At 32.5% G+C, this 19,992-nt stretch carries 22 protein-coding genes; all 22 read right to left on the bottom strand.

The window, feature by feature from the left end; all coding sequences use genetic code 11:
* Positions 1–6: 6 nt before the first annotated feature.
* Positions 7–651: a flagellar brake protein gene (locus KPL55_RS09705; protein ID WP_216306510.1), complete on the bottom strand. Its 645-nt coding sequence runs from the start codon at positions 649–651 to the stop codon at positions 7–9.
* Between the two features lie 12 nt (positions 652–663).
* Positions 664–1,527 (bottom strand): MinD/ParA family protein, encoded by an 864-nt coding sequence (locus KPL55_RS09700; RefSeq protein WP_216306509.1) that lies wholly within the window; start codon positions 1,525–1,527, stop codon positions 664–666.
* Positions 1,521–2,885 carry a flagellar biosynthesis GTPase FlhF gene (flhF, locus tag KPL55_RS09695; protein WP_216306508.1) on the bottom strand — a complete coding sequence of 455 codons (1,365 nt, stop codon included), beginning with the start codon at positions 2,883–2,885 and terminating at the stop codon, positions 1,521–1,523. Before flhF ends, KPL55_RS09700 begins: the two co-directional genes overlap by 7 nt.
* On the bottom strand, positions 2,882–4,957 hold the full coding sequence (gene flhA / locus KPL55_RS09690) for a flagellar biosynthesis protein FlhA (protein WP_216306507.1): 2,076 nt from the start codon (positions 4,955–4,957) through the stop codon (positions 2,882–2,884). The genes flhF and flhA overlap by 4 nt, the downstream gene beginning before the upstream one ends.
* A gap of 3 nt (positions 4,958–4,960) precedes the next feature.
* Positions 4,961–6,799, bottom strand: coding sequence for a fused FliR family export protein/FlhB family type III secretion system protein (locus KPL55_RS09685; RefSeq protein ID WP_216306506.1), 1,839 nt, complete (start codon positions 6,797–6,799; stop codon positions 4,961–4,963).
* Positions 6,800–6,809: 10 nt separating this feature from the next.
* Positions 6,810–7,079 (bottom strand): flagellar biosynthesis protein FliQ, encoded by a 270-nt coding sequence (fliQ, locus tag KPL55_RS09680; protein ID WP_216306505.1) that lies wholly within the window; start codon positions 7,077–7,079, stop codon positions 6,810–6,812.
* Between the two features lie 10 nt (positions 7,080–7,089).
* Entirely contained in the window at positions 7,090–7,914 is an 825-nt protein-coding gene (gene fliP, locus KPL55_RS09675; RefSeq protein WP_376770436.1) for a flagellar type III secretion system pore protein FliP, read from the bottom strand.
* Positions 7,898–8,296 (bottom strand): flagellar biosynthetic protein FliO, encoded by a 399-nt coding sequence (gene fliO, locus KPL55_RS09670; protein ID WP_246599374.1) that lies wholly within the window; start codon positions 8,294–8,296, stop codon positions 7,898–7,900. The genes fliP and fliO overlap by 17 nt, the downstream gene beginning before the upstream one ends.
* A 4-nt stretch (positions 8,297–8,300) precedes the next feature.
* Positions 8,301–8,765 carry a flagellar basal body-associated FliL family protein gene (locus KPL55_RS09665; protein WP_216306503.1) on the bottom strand — a complete coding sequence of 155 codons (465 nt, stop codon included), beginning with the start codon at positions 8,763–8,765 and terminating at the stop codon, positions 8,301–8,303.
* Positions 8,762–9,502 (bottom strand): flagellar motor protein MotB, encoded by a 741-nt coding sequence (locus KPL55_RS09660; RefSeq protein ID WP_216306502.1) that lies wholly within the window; start codon positions 9,500–9,502, stop codon positions 8,762–8,764. The genes KPL55_RS09665 and KPL55_RS09660 overlap by 4 nt, the downstream gene beginning before the upstream one ends.
* Positions 9,495–10,307, bottom strand: a complete 813-nt coding sequence (locus tag KPL55_RS09655) for a motility protein A (RefSeq protein WP_216306501.1) — start codon at positions 10,305–10,307, stop codon at positions 9,495–9,497. The genes KPL55_RS09660 and KPL55_RS09655 overlap by 8 nt, the downstream gene beginning before the upstream one ends.
* 11 nt (positions 10,308–10,318) lie before the next feature.
* Positions 10,319–10,510 (bottom strand): flagellar FlbD family protein, encoded by a 192-nt coding sequence (locus KPL55_RS09650; protein WP_216306500.1) that lies wholly within the window; start codon positions 10,508–10,510, stop codon positions 10,319–10,321.
* A 135-nt stretch (positions 10,511–10,645) separates the two neighbouring features.
* Positions 10,646–11,785 carry a flagellar hook-basal body complex protein gene (locus KPL55_RS09645; RefSeq protein ID WP_216306499.1) on the bottom strand — a complete coding sequence of 380 codons (1,140 nt, stop codon included), beginning with the start codon at positions 11,783–11,785 and terminating at the stop codon, positions 10,646–10,648.
* A 121-nt stretch (positions 11,786–11,906) separates the two neighbouring features.
* The gene (locus KPL55_RS09640) at positions 11,907–12,308 is read right to left on the bottom strand and encodes a TIGR02530 family flagellar biosynthesis protein (RefSeq protein WP_216306498.1); all 402 of its coding nucleotides are present in this window, start codon (positions 12,306–12,308) and stop codon (positions 11,907–11,909) included.
* Between the two features lie 38 nt (positions 12,309–12,346).
* Positions 12,347–13,012, bottom strand: a complete 666-nt coding sequence (locus KPL55_RS09635) for a flagellar hook capping FlgD N-terminal domain-containing protein (protein WP_216306497.1) — start codon at positions 13,010–13,012, stop codon at positions 12,347–12,349.
* 38 nt (positions 13,013–13,050) lie between these two features.
* A complete protein-coding gene (locus KPL55_RS26530; protein ID WP_216306496.1) occupies positions 13,051–14,550 on the bottom strand; it encodes a flagellar hook-length control protein FliK in 1,500 nt (499 codons plus the stop codon).
* 5 nt (positions 14,551–14,555) lie between these two features.
* Positions 14,556–15,002: a flagellar export protein FliJ gene (gene fliJ / locus KPL55_RS09625; RefSeq protein ID WP_216306495.1), complete on the bottom strand. Its 447-nt coding sequence runs from the start codon at positions 15,000–15,002 to the stop codon at positions 14,556–14,558.
* 24 nt (positions 15,003–15,026) lie between these two features.
* A complete protein-coding gene (fliI, locus tag KPL55_RS09620; RefSeq protein ID WP_216306494.1) occupies positions 15,027–16,334 on the bottom strand; it encodes a flagellar protein export ATPase FliI in 1,308 nt (435 codons plus the stop codon).
* Positions 16,335–16,357: 23 nt separating this feature from the next.
* On the bottom strand, positions 16,358–17,086 hold the full coding sequence (locus KPL55_RS09615; protein WP_216306493.1) for a FliH/SctL family protein: 729 nt from the start codon (positions 17,084–17,086) through the stop codon (positions 16,358–16,360).
* Positions 17,076–18,089, bottom strand: a complete 1,014-nt coding sequence (fliG, locus tag KPL55_RS09610) for a flagellar motor switch protein FliG (RefSeq protein ID WP_216306492.1) — start codon at positions 18,087–18,089, stop codon at positions 17,076–17,078. Before fliG ends, KPL55_RS09615 begins: the two co-directional genes overlap by 11 nt.
* Positions 18,090–18,093: 4 nt before the next feature.
* Complete coding sequence (fliF, locus tag KPL55_RS09605) at positions 18,094–19,656, bottom strand: flagellar basal-body MS-ring/collar protein FliF (protein WP_216306491.1); 1,563 nt, start codon at positions 19,654–19,656, stop codon at positions 18,094–18,096.
* 14 nt (positions 19,657–19,670) lie between these two features.
* The gene (gene fliE / locus KPL55_RS09600) at positions 19,671–19,985 is read right to left on the bottom strand and encodes a flagellar hook-basal body complex protein FliE (protein WP_216306490.1); all 315 of its coding nucleotides are present in this window, start codon (positions 19,983–19,985) and stop codon (positions 19,671–19,673) included.
* Between the last annotated feature and the right edge of the window lie 7 nt (positions 19,986–19,992).

The raw sequence follows: 19,992 nt of genomic DNA, 5'->3' as shown, positions 1-19,992 counted from the left end.
GCCTCCCTAAATTTTTTTCATTTGTTCTCTCATAAGTTGAAATATGTATTTAATAATTTTTTCACGAGTCAAGTTATCTAAAAAGTTTAAACTAAGTCCACAAATAAATCTGCCATCATCGTCTTTTATAATTCGCATTGCTTGACCAACTATAGGTATTTCTTCCTCATTAATAGTTAATGATACTAGAAGATAGTCATTGGGCTTTATGTCATCATGTACCTTAATTCTCATTCCACCGCCACTCAAATCAATTAGAATAGCTTTTTTGTATTCACTTGGATTAATTGAGCTAGGTGTAGTTCTTGGTTGATTTTTAACATTTATGTATTTTGCAGTGCTTATTATTGGTACCCTAACATATTTTCTTCTTTGAATCTTTTGAATTTCCTTTGGGTGTGATATAAGTAAAATTGGTATATTTTCAAATTTTCGTCCTATAACAAAGGCTTTAAACTTAAAAAGATTTTCTTCTTCATAATAGAGTACATCTATCATAGACCCCTTTGCTAGTGGCACATATTCACCTGCACTACTTGGAATACTAATTGCTATATATTCCTCTGTAATATCTTGAATATTGCTATTAAAATATCTTTCTTCTACTAATATTTCCAGCTTTTTATTTATTTTAAAATCTACCTTCGCCATTACCCACACCCCTTATGAAAAAATGCTGAACATTTTTTTAAACAATCCCTCGAGTCCTATACCACTTGGTTTACTTTTTATTCCGTTAATTTCACTTGCTATTTTATTTATATCATGAGCTGCCTCAGAACCGGGATAACTAACAATTACAGGTTGCTGAGCTCTTACTGCATAAGATAATTTTCTATCTTCACCTATTTTGCCTAAATAATATAATTCCATATTCAAAAATTTAACAACAGCATTATTAAATTTCTTAAATGTAATATTAGCTTCATTATTGTCTAAGGATCTATTGACTATAACTTTAGCAGAATTTTTAATGTTAAAATGTTTAACAGCTTTTAGTAAACTATATGCATCCGTGAGCGATGTAGGTTCGGGTGTTGTTACAATTACTAAATCATCACAACAAGCAATAAACCCTAAAACACTTTTGTTAACGCCAGCCCCGGTATCCATTATTATGTAATCAAGTCCAGTTAGTGCTGTAAGCTTGTCCAAAAATAAATTTCTTTGAACTTCTGTCAAATCCTCAACTTTTGTAAGTGCAGACCCTCCTGGAAGGAGTTTTACGCCAAAAGGCCCTGTTAAAACAACTTCTTCAATTTCCTTATTATTAAATATAACATCGAACACGTTATATTTAGATGAACATCCCATTAAAATATCATCATTTCCCATACCTATATCCGCATCGAAAATCATAACTTTCTTACCCATTTTCTGCAACGCTATAGATAAATTAACCACTATATTGCTTTTACCTACTCCACCTTTACCCGAAGTAACAGTTATAATTCTTGGCTTATTTTGTGCATCATTATCACTATTTTCCCCTGCCATTTGTCTAAGTCTTTGAGCTTGGTCTAGCATACTGTATCCTCTCCTAATATAAGCCTAACAATTTTGTCAGTGGATAACTCCTTAATATCATCAGGTACATTCTGGCCAGTTGATACAAAACTCAGCGGAACCTTTGCAGTTTCTAATATGTTCAGTATGGAACCATAAGTGGAAGTTTCGTCTAATTTAGTTACTATTATACTATTATAGTTTAAAATTTGATATCCTTCAATAATATATTTAATGTCTTTGTTTTTGGTAGTAGCACTTAATACTAAATTAATATTTTTCGTGTCAACCTTTTCTACAAAAGTTCTTAATTCAGAAATTTGCATTCTATTTTTACTACTTCGTCCAGTAGTATCAATTAATATAACTTCACATTCGCTCATGCTCTCAATAGCCTTGTCCATATCGCTAACATTATATACTACTTGAAAAGGTATGTTCATAATGTCTGCATATGTTTTAAGCTGCTCTACTGCACCAATTCTGTATGTATCTACTGTTATAAGTCCTACTTTTCTTTTCTGAATTAAAGCTAGAAGGCCTGCAAGTTTTGCTATAGTCGTCGTTTTTCCAACCCCTGTTGGCCCCACTAGCACTATTTTGCCCTCCAATTTAGGACTAGTAACATGAATCATTTCCTTTAAGACAATTTTCAATTTTTCATAATCGCTGCTGTGATTTTTATTATCCTTAACCTCATTATCCTTAGCTTCACTATCTTGAAATTCAATTTCCTTAATTTTAACTATTATATTTCGAATTATTTCTTTATCTACATCATTTTCTTCTAATATTTTTTCTATCTCACTTTTACTACCCTTGGAGACCTCACCTACATGTGAGGTCTCCCTCCCGAGGGATAGTTCTCTCCCAAGGGAGAGCTCCCTCCCAAGGGAGAGTTCACTTATCATAGTTTTCATTTTCATCATTTCACTCATTAAATTCTTTGAGTAATCGTCATCTTTATCTATGCTTTTTTCAGGTACGAGCTTTATATCCTTATTTACTACTTTGATTGGCGTTTGAACCTCTTTTGAAGAGTTTTTACCTGCATTTTCCTGTTCCACAACTTTTTTAATTGCTTCTAAACTACTAAGAACATTACTGTTAAATCCTTCATTACTTAATGTTTTAGCAAGTAATGTCTTACTACTTTCTACATTACTTGCTATTTCATTATTTACAACATTTGAATCTAACTCATTTATTTGATTTTCTACAGCAGCGGTAACTTCTATACGTTTTGCGCTAAAGAATCCTTTTATTCCAGGCTTACGGATTTTTCTTTGACTTATTATTACAGCATCTGTGCCTAATTCATATCTAATTCTTGTCATGGCTTCATTCATGCTACTCACAACATATCGTTTTATAATCATTGTAGCGTCACAACTCCTTCAGTTTTAATATCAACTTCATTTGGTATCTCATTAAGTGAAAGCACACAAACATTTGGGAATACCATTTCAATCAACCTTCTAAATGCTGGTCTTATTTTTGGAGATACCAGTATAACTGGTTGATTATTGTGAAAATAAATTGTGTTGATATTATTCTTAATAGAATTTAGAATTTTCCCTGTAGTCTCTGGATCTACTGCTGGGAAAGATCCTTGTATAGATTTTTGAATATTACTTGAGATAATGTTCTCAACTTCAGGTGCCAGCGTTATAATAGTAATGCTTCCATTATCATCAACTAGACCATTACAGATACTTCTTCCTAGAGAGAAACGAACATATTCTGTTAGTACTTCTATATCCTTAGTTATTCTAGCATTGTCTGCTAAGGACTCTAGAATAGTTACCATGTCCTTTATAGCTACCTTCTCTTTGAGGAGACTCTGGAGTACTTTTTGCACCTCTCCAATTGTCATAAGGTCTGGTATTAGTTCTTCAACCACTGTATTATATTTTTCTTTTACTGAATCTATTAATAACTTAGTTTCTTGTCTACCTAACAGTTCGAAGGCATGACTTTTGATAGTTTCAGTTAAATGAGTGACCATTACTGTCGTTGGATCTACAACTGTTAATCCTTTGATTTCAGCATCTTCTCTCTGATCGTTATTTATCCATACTGCTGGCAATCCAAATGTTGGTTCAATAGTGTTAATTCCTTGAATTGTGATATCTTCAGACCCTGGGTCAATGCAGAGTAACATACTAGGCATTAAATCTCCTTTAATTATAACGGTGCCACGAATTTTAACCACATATTCGTTTGTTTTTAGTTGCAAATTATCTTTAATTCTAATGGGTTGGACAACAATCCCCATCTCCAGTGCGCATTGTCTCCTAACTGAAGCTATTCTTTGTAATAAATCTCCTCCTGTGGCCTCATCTGCTAGGGGTATTAATCCATAACCTATTTCTATTTCCATAGGCTCTACAGATATCAAACTCATTACATTTTCCGGTTCTCTATTTTCAGTTTCATAATTTTCTTGTTCATCATTCTCTATTTTTATAATTTTTTGATCTTTTTCATCTTTGTTTAAGAAATACGCACTTGTTGCCATTCCAATTGAGAGCAATATGAAAACAACATGAGGCATTCCTGGAATTGCAGCCAAAACCAATAATGTAACTGAGCCTAATGCAATAACTTTTGGGAATGCAGTAAGCTGAGAAGTTATTTGACTTCCTAAATTTACATTGCTACCTGATCTAGTAACCAATATACCGGAAGCAGTTGATATTAAAAGGGCTGGTATCTGACCTACAAGGCCATCACCTACTGTAAGCCTTACATAAGTTGTTGCAGCCGTTGCAATTGGCATTCCAAGCATAACTACGCCTATAATTATACCGCCAAAAATATTTATCATTGTAATAATTATCCCGGCAATAGCATCACCCTTTACGAATTTAGAAGCTCCATCCATAGCTCCATAAAAACTAGCTTCATCTTGCAATTTTGTCCTTCTCTCTCTTGCCTGTTCTTCAGTTATTACACCTGCGTTTAGATCTGCATCGATCGACATCTGTTTACCAGGCATAGCATCTAGAGTAAACCTAGCCGAAACTTCAGAAACTCTACCTGCTCCAGCTGTAATTACAACAAATTGTATAATGATTATTATTAAGAAGATAATTACTCCAACTACATAATTACCGCCAACAACAAATGAACCAAAGGCCTCGATTATTTCACCCGCATAAGCCTCTGTAAGTACAAGCCTAGTAGATGAAATATTTAACGCTAGTCTTAAAAGTGTTGTAATAAGAAGTAGCGTTGGGAAAACTGAAAACTGCAAAACTTCTGTTGTAAACATTGTTAGTAGTAATATTATTACTGCTAATGTAATATTAATTGCAATTATCACATCAAGAAGCGCTGGTGGTAGTGGGATAATAATCATTAAAACTATCGCTATTACACCAAATGCTACTAACACATCTAAATTATTTTTAATGTTGTATCTTGATTTTTCAGCCACAAATATCATCCTTTACATTTTTTTCTTGAGTTTATACACCAATGCCAATATCTCAGCTACTGCTTGATACATATCCGTTGGGATTTCTGAGCCTACCTCTAATTCATTGTATATGAGCCTAGCTAAAGGTTTGTTTTCAATAATCGGTATATCATTTTCGCTTGCAATCTCTTTTATTTTTATAGCCACATTATCCGCACCAATGGCAACAACTATAGGTGCACCTTCTCCACCTTGCTCATATTTTATAGCAATAGCTAAATGAGTAGGATTTGTAATAACTACTGTAGCATCAGGAACATCTTGCATCATTCTATTAGATGCCATCTCTCTTTGCTTTTGCCTTATTTTCGATTTAATTTGTGGGTCTCCTTCTTGTTGCTTATATTCTTCTTTGATTTCTTGAACACTCATTTTTAATTCTTTATTATGCTTATATTTCTGATAAGTAAAATCAATTATAGATATTATAAGCATAATGAGGCTAATCTTAAAAAATATATCTACAACTAAACTTCCGAATACCCCTAAAATCGCCTCAATTTTAAGACTTCCATATCTCATTATATCTAAATAATTATCTTTAACAAAAGTATAAGATACATAACCTATAGTTGATACTATGGCTAAATTTTTAATTAGATCCACAACTGATCTCATAGAAAAAATCTTCTTAAAACCACTTACTGGATTTAACTTTTTAAAATCAGGTTTAAGTGGTTCTCCTGTTAATATAAAACCAGATTGTATTAAGCTTGCAACTATTCCCATAATCATAATAGGAACTACAATTGGTAAAATTATAAGTCCGAATTTCATAAGTGATACAAGTAACACAGTTTTAAAAGTAAATTCAGTAAGAGTAAATGATAAATAATTGCTTAAAAAAAGACTTAATGTATCTTTTATGTTAGAAAAAGTATAACCACCTAAAGTAATCATTAAAAGTGTTACTGTTAGAAGCGTAAATGTTGAAGATAATTCCTTAGACTTTGCTACTTGACCTTTTTTCTTTGATTCACTTTTCTTTTTTGGAGTAGCCTCTTCAGTTTTTTCTCCACTATCCGCTGAAATAAAAACAAGCATTGGTATTACCCTATAAAAAGCTTTAATTATATCAGGAATGGTATAAAATGAATTTACTATCAAATTAATCATTGCAGGTAGTACTAGGGCAAAACAGCTCAGGCCTACAAGTATTTTAATTGGCATACCTAAAATCATAACATTTAGCGCTGGCACTGTTCTTGATACAAGTCCCATACTTAAATCTGTTATAATAATTATTAAAATAATTGGTATTGCTATTTTGAGTCCCAGTGTGAAAAACTCTATAAATATTTTTACCATCATCATAGCTGTTCCCTGCGCTAATATAAACTTTCCAATTTCAACAACATTAAAAGAATCAATTATCGCTCTAATTAACATATGATGACCATCTACAACAAAAAACATTACCATGCTTATCCTATAAAGTAACGTTCCAAGTAAAGTAACATTCTCATTTGATATAGGGTCAAACATACTCATCATAGAAAATCCAACCTGGAAATCCATAAACTGACCAGCCATTTGTGCTGAGAAAAAGCAAAATTTAGTTATGTATCCGAGAAGTAACCCTGTTACAACTTCCGATATACAAAATATTATGAGTGTACCATTAGTACTTATTAGATTTACATTTTCATAATTAACTCCTGGCATTATCAAAAATGTAAAAACTGCACAAAATCCAACCTTTACAAGCGCAGGTGCAGACTTAGGAAAGAAAATTGGAATACTCATAAAAAATGATGATATTCTTAACATTACAAGTATAAATCCTAAATAATAAGCAGTATTCGTCAATAGTTTCCACCTAGCCTCCCATATTAGCAATAAGTTCAAAAATTCTTGTTGTAAAAGAAATCATTAAGTGAAGCATCCAACTGCCCATTAATAATCCAATTAGTGCAACAGCAAGTAATTTTGGAACAAATGTTAATGTTTGCTCTTGGATTTGAGTGGTAGCTTGAAATATACTTATTATTAATCCTACTAAAGTAGCCACAACTAAAATAGGAGCAGATACTAATATTGCAGTTGCAATAGCATCTTTTACCACAGATAAAACAATATCCTCTGTCATTTAATTCACCTCAACTAAAACTCATAATTAATGATTTTACTAGTAAATTCCAACCATCAACCATAATGAATAACAATAATTTAAATGGGAGCGAAATCATAACTGGTGGTAACATCATCATTCCCATAGCCATAAGAATACTTCCCGTAACAATATCTATTATAATAAAAGGGATAAACAGTAAAAAGCCCATTTCAAAAGCTCTCCTAAGTTCACTTATAATAAAAGCTGGAACCACTGCGTATAGTGGGACTTTGTCGTAAGTGGGTTTCGGTTTCCCATTTGTAAGAATTTCTTTCCCATTAGCATCAACCACATTAGTAACTTTATCTTCTAGTTTCCCAACTTCTAAAAAAAGTTTTAAATCTTTTGATCTGGTCTGCCTTAACATGAAATCTCTCATGGGCTTGGACCCCTTTTCAATGGCAACAGATTGGGTTATTTTATTATTTAAATAGGGAGTTAAAGCCTCAGTATTTACTTTTGTAAAAGTTGGCGCCATAGTGAAAAATGTTAAAAATAGTGCTAATCCAATTATAACTTCTTTAGGTATTGCCTGTTGAACGCCAATTGCACTTTTGAATAATGATAATACTATAATTATTCTTACAAAACTAGTAGACATTATAATTATTGATGGTAACAGTGTAAGTACAGTAAGCAGCATTAATAACTTAATATTATCAACATACTCTTTAGGTGAGTTTGCATTATCAACTGAAATATTTATATTTGGTATCGGCAATGTAGTTGCATTTACAATGCCTATAGTAGTTACACAGATTATCCCCAGAGCAAGAGCAAAAATAAACAAATTTTTATTTTTTAATTTCATATTTAACTTCCTCATTTGTTTCTTTTTCAAGATTTGTTTTCTTTTTCAAAATATGTTTTTTAAATAATTCCTTCATGTCTTCATATTGAGGTAGCTCTTTAGTGCTTTCAATATTAATAATTTCATCCTTTGGCACTTCAAACAAAATGTTAACCTCTTTTGAACTTGATGACATAGCATATGCCTTTTGACCAATTTTTACAACTATTATGCTATTTTCCTTAGATAGTGCTACTCTGTCCAATATTTTCATATATCTTCCATCTTGTAATTTTAGAAGTTTATTTCCACCATATTTTAATGATAAATATAAAATAAATAATATGAATGGTAAGAATATTATAATCTTTATAATTAATAACCAAAATTGACCATCTATCATTTTATCACCTGCTTATCACTATATCATTAATATATACGTGAGAAATTTTCCCTTTTGATAAGAGTGGATTTATTCTTGCAATAAGCTCAGTTTTTATAAGCTCGACACCTTTTGTAGTAAAATCCGTATCTTTTTTCGCTCTAAGAGATGCTATAACGGTATCTCTTATTATTGGTTTTTTTGTTTCGAGTTCAGCAGCTAAATCTGCATTATCTTCGTAACCAATGAAAACTAAAACCTTAAGATATAAAAATCCATCTTCATTTGTTAAATTAAGTGTACATTCATCTAAAGAATAAGTTACCTCATTAGTTTGCACAACTTTTGGTTTTGTTGTAGTAGCCACTTCATTTTTATTGCCAAGGAAATAAAAACCTGCAAACGCACCCCCGCCAACTATAATCAATACTAGTAATACTATAATTATTATTTTGAAACTATTTCCACCTTTTTTTACTTTCTCACTCACTTTGTATTCGCCTCCTCGTCGCTTGCGACAATTAAAATATTTACTCTTCTATTTAAAGCCCTATTCGCATCGCTATTATTAGCGACTATTGGTTTGTATTGACCATATGCAACTGATGTAAATCGTTCCTGCTTAGCTTGAGCCTTTCCTCCTACAAAATATTCAAGTACTGTAAGTGCTCTAGCAGAAGATAATTGCCAATTGTTTTTGTACTCATAATTGCTAATTGGTATATTGTCTGTATGGCCTTCTATTACAATATCATTAGGAAATGCAGATATTAAAGTATATATTGAATTTAAAACCGGTTTACTTTTATCTATAATGTTTGCTTTCCCACTTTCAAATATAATATTTTCCCTAAGCTGGATTATAACTCCTCGTTTATCGGATTTTATTACTACAGTATTATCTAGTTTTTTATCCTTTACGAAGGCTTGAACTTTTTTATACATGTCTTCAGTACTATTAGTTGTTGAGGGCGTTGTAGATGGCACGGATTCCCCCACCACTGGAACCTCTCCACTTTTCACTGTAGAATCTAATACACTTTTCCCACTTTCACCAGTCAATACTGATTGAAGTGATGATGCTATTTGTTTAAATTTTGCTGCATCAACTGTAGAAAATGAATACAATAAAACGAAGAAAGTAAGAAGCAGTGTCATTGTATCAGCAAATGTAGCCATCCAGCCATCTGTTCGCATCTCTTCGCCGCCACTTTTTTTTCTAGACATTTTCTGTCACCTCAGCCTCTTTAGCATGATCTGCAACAAATTTAATTCTCTCGTTTGGTGCTAGGTAAGACATTAATTTTTCTTCAACAATTCTCGGATTTACTCCAGATTGAATTGCAAGTATTCCCTCAAGCATCATCTCTCGATTATTTACTTCAATGCTCGATTTATAATTTAAATTCTGCGCCATAGGAACTAAAATTATGTTTGCAAGTAACGCACCATAAAATGTAGTTATTAAAGCTTTTCCCATACCAGAAGCAAGGGCCGATGAATCACTTAAATTGGCGAGCATCTGAATAAGTCCTACTAGGGTTCCTATCATACCAAAAGCTGGTGCATAAGCTGCCCATGCTTTTAACATATTAGCTCCATCAGTATGCCTTCTTTCCATCTCACCTATTTCCAGTTCCATAATATCTTTTATAGTTTCGGGTTCTAGCCCATCCACCACCATTTGTAGTCCTTTTTTCAGAAATTCATTAGTGAGAGTAGACATTTCATCTTCAAGAGATAAAAGACCTTCTCTTCTTGCTTTTTTAGACAAGTTTGTAAAACTATCAATAATCTCTGTATTTGATGATGTACTTTCTTTAAAAGATTGTATAATAAGCGTCATTACTTTCTTCATTGCTGAAACAGGGTATGCTATAAGTAACGCCGCAAACGATCCCCCAACTGTAATTGCTATTGACGCCGGGTCAAAAAATATTATTAAATTAGTTCCACCAGCAGCCATTCCCCAAAAGGTTAAGCCAGTCCCCGCTATAAGCCCAATAGTGGTCGATATATCATGTTTTTTCATCCTATTGCCTCCTAAAACTCCCCAGAGAATATCCTCTTTTTATATTTAACAACTTTTTCAATTACTTCATCTGTACTCTCAATAACTATGTATTTCTTGCCGTTTATTAACGTTATTAATGTCTCTGGCATTATTTCAATTTTTTCTATAATTTCAGCATTTAAAATAAATTCTTTTTTATTGAAACCCGTAAGTTTTATCATGGGACCTCCTATGATATTTTATGTAGTATTAATTATTAAATATTAATAAGAATAAGTTATAAAAAATTTGGTAAGTCCCAAATACTAAAAGCATTTGAGACTTACTACAAATTAATTTTAATTAGCTAAATTATACTATCTTTTAAGACCTATTATTTCTTGTAATATCTCATCTCCTGTAGTAATTGCTTTACCTGATGCTTGGAAAGCCCTTTGTGATACTATCATATCTGTAAACTGTTCAGCTAAATCAACATTTGACATTTCAAGCATTCCTTGAAGCATGTCGCCATAGCCTGCGCTATTATTGTTTGTTGTAGTTCCAACCCCTGATCTTATTACTGGCTCACCAGAATTGGAGGTATTAGTAACCACATTTCCCCCTACTTTCTCAAGCCCTGCAGGATTCTTAAAGGATACCATAGCAATTTGTCCAAGAACTGCCACTTTACCACTATCTAAAACAGCTTTTATTGTTCCGTCTTTTTCTATTGAAAATGTTGTAATTCTTGCAGTAGTACCAAGAGTTGCAGCAACACCAACAACAGCAGGTGTAGTACCATTTGCAGCAACAGCTGCTATTGCAGGGGTACCAGGAACATAAATAGTGTCTGGAATAACAAGTGGAAGTAAATTAGGAGATGTCTTGATACCTTTGTCATCTGCGTTAACATATTTTGAAACTGATTTTCCATTAATATCATAATCTAAACTTACACTTGTGCCATCAGTAACTGAATATCCTAATATCCTTAATCCGTCAGAATTCAATAAATTACCTTCATTATCCAATGTTAAAGCACCATCTCTTGTATAAGATAAGTTTAGTCCATTAGTTGCACCAACTGTACTGTCAGTATTTAATGCAACCCCTGAAGCAGTTGCACCAGTTGTAGTGGTTGTAGGTGCCGCTGCATCTATAATTCCTACAACTGCAGTTCCTTTAGGTGTTTGCCCTTTACCAAGCATCAAGTAACCTTCACCATCCATAGCCACATCAAGATTTCTAGAAGTTGGTTGCATCATTCCTTGCCCTACCATAGTATCTATTCCCGCAACTTGTACTCCAAGTCCTACTTGTTTTGGGTTAACTCCACCCTGATTAGTTCCGGGAGCTAAGGCTTGAGACATACTTTGACTTACCATATCCTGAAATCTAACTCTTGAGCTTTTGAAAGCTGTAGTCCCAACATTTGCTATATTATTTGCAATAACGTCCAATTTAACCTGATTAACCTTCATTCCACTTATTCCTGAGTATAATGATCTTAACATAATATTACCCCCGTTTTGTTTTTGTATTTTAATAGAATCGTATTCCAAAATTTATTTGTAATTATATTTTATCCCTTTGCTTCTATCATTCCACAAAGTTAAGCTTCCTAAAAGGTCCGGCCTATATCATAACTACACTATCTATATTGGTTATTATTTTCCCTTGACTTTCATTTTTGTCTAAAGCCGTAATTACGGTCCTGTTTTTTATACTAGTAATTAGTGCCATATCCTTATACATTATTAAGGATTGTTTTACACCTTTTTTGTTAGCCATGTTTATCCCTTCATTAATCTTCTTCAAATCATCATCATTAAAATCAATATTTCTACTATTAAGTCTTTGAGCTGCATGGGAAGATATAGTGAAAGATTCTTCATTTTTTATCTGCTTATCTAAAATTTTACTAAAGATGTTTTTATCTTCATTTGCCTTAACATTTTTACTTTTAAGTCCCTCTGCTGAATACTCAGTAAAGTCTACATTTGAGTAAAGTTTACCATTTATCACTCTATACGACATATTGAACCTCACCTTACTATCTTAATTAAATACTTTTATTATTCTGCCTTTGAAATATCCTCATAGTTTATGTCTTTAGTTGTTTCTACACCATCTTTATCATAAGCTATTGTTAATTTAATTCCTGTAGTATCTTTAAATACACTTTTAACCGTTCCTGAATATGCTACACCATCGTCTAAAGTTACAGTCTTAACTTGCTTACCAATTAAACTAATAGCCGCAGAAAACACCATATTACCATTTAAATACTCTAATGTGTTATCTGGCACATCTATAACATCTGTTAAAGTGTCAGCTGGAAAATCTTTTACTGAACCATCTGAGAGTTTTACTGCCATATAGGTTGCACCGGATTCCTGGAAAACTGCCTTAACAGTGCCCCCGTATTGCACTCCATTTGAATCATAACTGCTAAAAGCTACCACTTTACCAACCAGCGAAGTTGAGGTTGAAAAAGATATAGAGCTATTTATATTGGTCATTTGCTCTAGAGACGCAAATTGAGCCATTTGAGCTACAAATTCTGTACCATCCTTAGCATTAGTAGGATCTTGGTTGGTAAGTTCTGCAGAAAGTATTTTTAAAAATGAATTTTGATCCATTTCTTGACCTTTTTTCACAATTTTAGTACCTCTGCTTGTAGCCCTTGCTAAACTTGCTATTTCAGAATTTGTTAGTCCTGTTGTCGCATCAGTTGTCATTTCAATCACCCCTTAAGCATTCTTATATTTTAATATAATTAAACGAATTCATTTACCTGATTTTCTTCTATAACGTTATCGCTTGTTATAGAAATATCTTCTTCATCTAAATCCACATTTGTACTTGCGGTGTTGTTTTGGTTTTCATTGTTATTTCTATTACTAGAGTCTTTACTAAAAAAGGTTGAATCCTGATAAATATTTATGTCTAAGCTTTGAATTTTAATATCCATGTTTTTCAATCTATCACTAATATCTTGAATGTTTAGGTTTAACAAATTAAAGGTTTCCTTATTTTGAGCAGATATACTTGCTTTCATAATTCCGCTTTCCATAGTAAGCCTAATTGTTACTTCTCCAAGTTCCTTAGGATTCATTTTTACTGTTAGATTTTTAATATTATTAATTTCCATGAATTTTATATTTTTAATCACATCAACTTCAAAATTATTTTTATCAATGACTAAATTGTTTGAAGCAACAATTTTTGGCGTTTCTGAAGTTTTTACAGACTCAAATTGATTCATAAAATTTACTGCTTTTGATATTTTTGTTTCATCCTTATCCTCACCCATTAAACTTTTAAGAAACTTTTCTTCAAAGGAGCTATTACCTGAATTTTTATTATTTCCACTAGTATCAGCTGAACTAGGCATTTGCTTATTTGGAGAAATTTCAGAAATTATCTTTGTGTTCTGAGAACTTAACTCTGTTAATAGATTATCTTTGATTGATTTTTCCTCACTATTAACTGAAATATTTTGAAACCTAAGATTTTTTAATATACCTAACTCTCCATTACCATCATTAACTTCACTAGTTAGTTTTTTCATGACACTAAGTATTTGATCCGAAACAACGTTACTTGCTTTTGAGTTTTCTGCAAGTGATATTACTTGATTAAGCTTGCTTTTCAACATATCTTTTATCTCAGGTGATAATTCATTACTTTCTTTTAGAGTTTTCATCAAATTTACTATTTCACTGATCTTGTTTTCTAGAGTGTTATTTTCCTTTGAGACTAATTTATTCCCGTCTATTGAAGGTTCTAGTTTAATTGATGGTTTTAGATTAATTAAAGATTCTAAATTAGTAGAATTAAGTTCATTTTCACCTTTAACAACATCCGTAGTTTCAGGAATATTTTGAAGCATAAAAATTAATGATTGTAACATCTGCTGTATCTCTTCAGCATCATCTGAGGTCTTATCTTCGCCTACCAACTCTTTTGACAATTTTTCAGTGTTTTGTTTTAATTCAACTCCACCTACTTCTTTATTATTGGTTGAGTTGTCTGTTTCCTTTGCGGCAAGATCTTTAACTTTGATATTAGAAACATTATCGCTCTTGTTTTCATTATTTTTTTTATCTGATTTTTGGTTTTCACTGTATTTTGAGCTGGCATTTTTGTTTGTAGATCGATATTGTTGACCATCTAAAGTTGTTTTAAATTCTTCTTTTTTGCTATAATCTTTTGATAATCCAGGACTTTTATAATTAGATTTAGGATTTGTAATTATATTGCTATTTACATTCACTTATTTCACCTCCTTTGCCGATGATTATTTCTAATAAAAGCAAAAAGCGCAAACTCATCATTGCTCTTTTGTTCTACTAGATTTTGTTCTTTTAAAAAAGCAATTTTCTGATTCTCTTTTAAAATCTCAACAGTCTTTTTTTCAACCTGGCATTTTTTTAATTCTTCTCTTCTTTTCTCTAATATCTTTTCTTTATCCTCAAAGACTATTGTATTTTTATCAATTGCGAAATTTAAAGCATTTAAATAATTTTGTGTTATTTTTTGATTAATAACTGATTCAAAAGAATCTATATTTTTATGACTTTTATACTTTTCTTTTAAATCATTTATCTCTTTTTCTACCATATCTTTCTCTCTTTGCGCTTCTTTAAATTTAAGTTTGCTTTTATCCTCAAAATCTTTTCTAATATCAAGAAGTTTTTGTAAACTAAACTTGTATACATCAGCCAATAAAATTCCCCCTTCCAAAAAAAACTAATCAAACATATTTTTCAGAACATCTAAACTAACCTTTATATCTGTATTCTCGTTCATTCCTTGCTTTAAATAAGCCTCTATGTTGTCATTATACTTAATTGCATTATCTATTTTTTTATTACTTCCCTTTACATAGGCCCCTATATTTATTAAATCTTCAGAGTCTTTATAGGTTGCCATAAGATCTCTTGCTGTAGAAGCAGCTTTTTTATGATCTACAGTAGTAATTTCAGACATTAACCTACTAATACTATTTAAAACATCAATAGCAGGAAAATGATTTTTACCAGCTAGGGCTCTAGATAAAACAATATGACCATCAAGTATTCCCCTTACAGCATCAGCTATTGGTTCATTGAAATCGTCACCATCTACAAGTACTGTATAAAAAGCTGTAATAGATCCCTTATCTGACATTCCACTTCTTTCCATTAATTTAGGCAACATTGCAAACACCGACGGAGTATACCCTTTACTAGCTGGAGGCTCGCCTATTGCAAGTCCTATTTCCCTTTGCGCCATTGCAAACCTTGTAACTGAATCCATCATTAAAATAACTTTTTTCCCTTGATCCCTAAAATATTCTGCAATGGCAGTCGCTGTAAATGCCCCTTTTAATCTTACTAGGGCTGATTTATCTGAAGTTGCACATACAATAATTGATTTTTTCATACCCTCTTCACCTAAATCTTTTTCAAGAAAATCCCTAACCTCACGTCCTCTTTCTCCAATAAGTGCAATAACATTTACATCAGCTTTTGCTCCCCTTGCAAGCATCCCTAGTGTTGTACTCTTACCTACGCCACTACCTGCAAATATACCGACTCTTTGTCCTTCTCCACAAGTTAAAAAACCATCAATTGCCCTAATTCCAGTAGGCAAAATCTCAGTTATTCTACGTCTCTTTAAAGGATCCGGTGGTGATGCATTTAATGAATATGTTGTATAACTTGTAATTTCGGAACCATTTAATGGATTTCCAAGCCCATCCAAGACTTTTCCAAACAATTCATCAGAACACTTAACGTTAAGTGGGCTACCAGTAGGTACCACTCTACATCCAGCTGATATACCCACAAGTTCACCAAGGGGCATTAATATTACATCCTTATCTCGAAATCCAACAACTTCACAAGGAATTTCTTCATTTAATTTATTATAGATATTACACACTTCACCAACAAAAGCTGTTATCCCTTGAACTTCAATAGTAAGACCTATAACATTCTTTACTACGCCTTCGGAGTAAGTGTAATTAATTTCAGGGATTTTGTTCATTAAATACTCAAAATTTAGAGCTATCATAATGATTATCACCCTTTCTATATTTAAATTTGCTCTTCACATAAAAATTCTATTATTTTTTCTATGCCATAGTCTATACTTATAATACTTTTACCTGTCTCTTTTTCAACAACGGCAGTTCCATCATCTAAAAACTCATCCTGAATTACAAAAATATCACCTTGAAAAGCAAGTTTACTTTTAAAATTTTCAACTTGACTCTTTACCATTTCAAAATGTGAACTGTTAATTTTTATAATATATAGTTTTATATTTCTTTCCATTTTAAGAGTATTAAAAATCATTTCATTTAAAGCATCTTCTTGTTTTACTTCTTTCTTTAATATACTTTGTGCTATATTTACAATTAGTTCTTTTATATGTTTTTCCTTCTCTTTTAAGTAATCATCATATTCGACTTTTGCTTTAGCTAATATGGAATCAGCCTCCGCTCTCACTTTGTTTGCTTCTTGCATCGCCCCACTAATAGCTTCGTTATAAGCTTTCTCATGACCTTGCTCCATTCCCTCTTGATATGCTTGTGCTTTCGTCTCCACTGCTTCAGCATAAGCTTTGGAAATGATATCTTGACTTTCTCGCCGTGCATTCTCTAATATATTATTAGCAATGTTTTGATAACTTTCCATGTCATATATTTCGCTTTTCTGTTTATCATCCCTGTTTTGAGTGACAAAAGTCTCACTTGACTGGGTGTTTATTTCACTATCACCTTGAGTTGTTACTCTTGAATTTTTTATAACATTAAAGGACAATAGAATCCTCACCACCCCTCGAGAGTACAATCTCGCCGGCTTCATCTAGTCTTCTTAAAATGCCAACAATTTTTTGTTGTGCTTTCTCTACATCCATAAGTCTAACTGGTCCTAAGAATTCCATATCTTCTTTTAGTGATACTGCAGCTCTCTTAGATTGATTTTTAAATATAATATTTGTAACTTCTTCTGAACATCCCTTTAATGCAAGAGATAAATCTTTAGCATCTAATTCTCTTAACAATCTTTGTATTGATACATCATCCAATGTAATAATATCCTCAAATACAAACATACAATTTTTAATTTTTTCAGCAAGTTCTCCATCTTCTCTTTCAAGGCCTTCTGTAATATTCTTTTCTGTAGTTCTATCTACTTGATTTAAAATATCCACTAAGGTCTCAATACCACCAACTACGGTAGTATCCGTTCTAATAACGGAAGATAACTTTCCATTTAAAACATTTTCAATTTCTTTAATAACCATAGGCGAAATATTACTCATAGTTGCAATCCTAAAAGATACCTCACTTTGTAAATCTAGAGGCAATGCTGCCATTATCTGAGCAGCCTTCTCTGGTTGCATATAACACATAATAAGTGCAATTGTTTGTGGATGTTCATTAATAATAACATTCAAAAGCTGAGTTGCGTCTGCCTTCCTTATAATAGCAAAAGGTCTGTACATCTGAGTTTCTTCCATTACCTTGTCCAATATATCCTTTGCCCTTTGCGTACCAAGTGCCTTTGAAAGGAGATTCTTAGCATATTCAAATCCACCTTCCAAAAGAAAATCCTTTGCTTTGTTCATCTCCATAAATTCATCTAAAATATACTGTTTTTGATCAGATTTAACTGAAGTTATATTTGCAATCTCATAAATCACCTTTTGAATATCTTTTTCTGGCAATTTCTTTATTATACCTGATGAAGCGTCCGGCCCTAAAGTTATAAATAATATAGCTGCCTTCTGAATCCCTGTAAGTTTTTCACCTTTAGCCACTTATTTATCCCCTCTCATCTTCTGTCAGCCAAGACTTAATTATGTCAGCAACCTGTTCCGGTTTCTCTGAAGCATATTTTTTAACGTCATCTTCCATTTGAGTTTTTTTAGACTTACCACCAAATTCGATAGGCTCATATGGCTCATCAACCTTTGGAATAATATTATCTCCTATCACTCTATCAATTCCCATTGGAACATCATCAGCCTTCTTACTAGACCTACGAAGTACAACTATTACTATAATAAACAACATAATAGCTCCCACTCCATATGCAATTCGAGTGTATAACAATTTCTTTGCAGCTGCTGTATCGGCATTTTCTATATCAAGTAAAGCTTGCTCTGCAGCTTTTTTACTTGTTGCATCAAAATTTAAGCCTTCTATACTTATAGTGTCTCCTCTGTCTCCAGAATATCCTGTAGCTTGCGCAACTAAATTATTTACAGAAGCCCTTGTAGCCTGATCTAAATTACCATCAAGTACAACTGAAGTTGTAATTTTCTTAATTGCTCCAGGTGCTTGTACCAAGTTTTCCTCTGTTTTTGAATTTTCATAATTTTTAGTTCCTTCTTTACTGACTATAACCCCATCTTTAGTATCTGTAGGTGAAGTATTTTGTGAAGCTGCATCTACAGGGCTAGTTGATAACCCAGTACTGGTTCCGCCGTTCCAAGACTCTTTATCATTTGAACTTACAATTACACCCTTTGTTTTATCATAGGTGATACTATTTCTTGTAATCGCATCAAAATCAAGCTCTGAATTAACAGAAACCTTCACTCCATCCTTATATATAGGTTCAAGGACTTTCATTATCTTTTCTTCTAACGCCTTTTCAATTTGCGCTTTTAGCTCTTGTTGATCACCTGTAGATTTAGTTGCAGTTTTGTCCTCTTCATCATATAGACCCTCAGTTAAAAGGGCGAATTTATCAGACACAATGCTTACATTTTCCTTTGGTAGGTTTTCAACAGCGCCTGTCAAAAGTGCAACTATTGCTTTAACTTGTGCAGCATCAAGTTTAGTACCTGATTTAAGTTTTATAACAACTGAAGCACTGGCCGGATCAATTTCGCGAACAAATGCAGTATTTTCAGGTAAAACCAAGTTAACCTTGGCTCCTTCAATTTCTGGAAAAGACTTAATAGCTCTTTCAATTTCTCCTGCTAGTGCCCTTTGGTACATAATTTTAGTTTCTGTATCAGTAGGTGCCATTTTACCTGTATCAAAAAGCTCAAACCCTTGACTACCATTCGTCATAGTAACCTCAGACATAAGTTGCATTCTAAGGCTATCAATTTGTTCTTTAGGTACTAATATGGAGGTACCTGTCACCTTATATGTAACTTTTTTTTCATCTAGCTTCGTTAAAATAGCTCCTGAATCTTCTTCTGTCATATTTGAAAATAAAACATCATATTTAGTTTGCGATGTCGCTACTAAGAAAGAGCCCAGAGCTATTATGATTACAGCCGCAAGTATAGTATAAGATATTTTTTTGTTCTTACTTAAATTACTCCATCCTTGCGAGAATTTATTTCTCATTTCAAGTAGCTTTCCCATATCTTACTCCCTTCCTATATCTGCATCCTATTAAATGCATCATAGGCATCTACAAGTTTATTTCTGATTTGCACTGCCATTTCTAAAGACAGTTTAGCTTCTGATGTAGATAGCATAACCTTATGTACATCTTCTTCATCGCCCTTTATAAACTTTTGAGTAAGATTATCAGCATCTATTTGTTTAACATTAACTTCATCTAATTTTTCTTTTAGTGTATCTAAGAAACTAATACTAGCGTCCTCACCAGCTGTAGCATTTGTTTTAATATCATTAAGTGTTGTTGCACTGTTTACATTATTGCTACTGATATTAGCATTAATATTCATAAAACGA

Source organism: Clostridium lacusfryxellense (genome assembly GCF_018861735.1).
Taxonomy (GTDB): domain Bacteria; phylum Bacillota; class Clostridia; order Clostridiales; family Clostridiaceae; genus Clostridium_AD; species Clostridium_AD lacusfryxellense.
This window is presented reverse-complemented; position numbering and strand designations above follow the sequence as displayed.

What these genes read in the sequence shown, in the direction of transcription:
- fliQ (WP_216306505.1), bottom strand. Translation starts at nt 7,079, where the DNA reads ATGACAGAGGATATTGTTTTATCTGTGGTAAAAGATGCTATTGCAACT.
- flhA (WP_216306507.1), bottom strand. Translation starts at nt 4,957, where the DNA reads ATGATATTTGTGGCTGAAAAATCAAGATACAACATTAAAAATAATTTA.
- fliF (WP_216306491.1), bottom strand. Translation starts at nt 19,656, where the DNA reads ATGGGAAAGCTACTTGAAATGAGAAATAAATTCTCGCAAGGATGGAGT.
- KPL55_RS09635 (WP_216306497.1), bottom strand. Translation starts at nt 13,012, where the DNA reads ATGACAACTGATGCGACAACAGGACTAACAAATTCTGAAATAGCAAGT.
- KPL55_RS09650 (WP_216306500.1), bottom strand. Translation starts at nt 10,510, where the DNA reads ATGATAAAACTTACGGGTTTCAATAAAAAAGAATTTATTTTAAATGCT.
- KPL55_RS09660 (WP_216306502.1), bottom strand. Translation starts at nt 9,502, where the DNA reads ATGTCTAGAAAAAAAAGTGGCGGCGAAGAGATGCGAACAGATGGCTGG.
- fliO (WP_246599374.1), bottom strand. Translation starts at nt 8,296, where the DNA reads ATGATAGATGGTCAATTTTGGTTATTAATTATAAAGATTATAATATTC.
- KPL55_RS09640 (WP_216306498.1), bottom strand. Translation starts at nt 12,308, where the DNA reads ATGTCGTATAGAGTGATAAATGGTAAACTTTACTCAAATGTAGACTTT.
- KPL55_RS09645 (WP_216306499.1), bottom strand. Translation starts at nt 11,785, where the DNA reads ATGTTAAGATCATTATACTCAGGAATAAGTGGAATGAAGGTTAATCAG.
- flhF (WP_216306508.1), bottom strand. Translation starts at nt 2,885, where the DNA reads ATGATTATAAAACGATATGTTGTGAGTAGCATGAATGAAGCCATGACA.
- KPL55_RS09705 (WP_216306510.1), bottom strand. Translation starts at nt 651, where the DNA reads ATGGCGAAGGTAGATTTTAAAATAAATAAAAAGCTGGAAATATTAGTA.
- KPL55_RS09655 (WP_216306501.1), bottom strand. Translation starts at nt 10,307, where the DNA reads ATGAAAAAACATGATATATCGACCACTATTGGGCTTATAGCGGGGACT.
- fliP (WP_376770436.1), bottom strand. Translation starts at nt 7,914, where the DNA reads ATGAAATTAAAAAATAAAAATTTGTTTATTTTTGCTCTTGCTCTGGGG.
- fliE (WP_216306490.1), bottom strand. Translation starts at nt 19,985, where the DNA reads ATGAATATTAATGCTAATATCAGTAGCAATAATGTAAACAGTGCAACA.
- KPL55_RS09700 (WP_216306509.1), bottom strand. Translation starts at nt 1,527, where the DNA reads ATGCTAGACCAAGCTCAAAGACTTAGACAAATGGCAGGGGAAAATAGT.
- fliI (WP_216306494.1), bottom strand. Translation starts at nt 16,334, where the DNA reads ATGATAGCTCTAAATTTTGAGTATTTAATGAACAAAATCCCTGAAATT.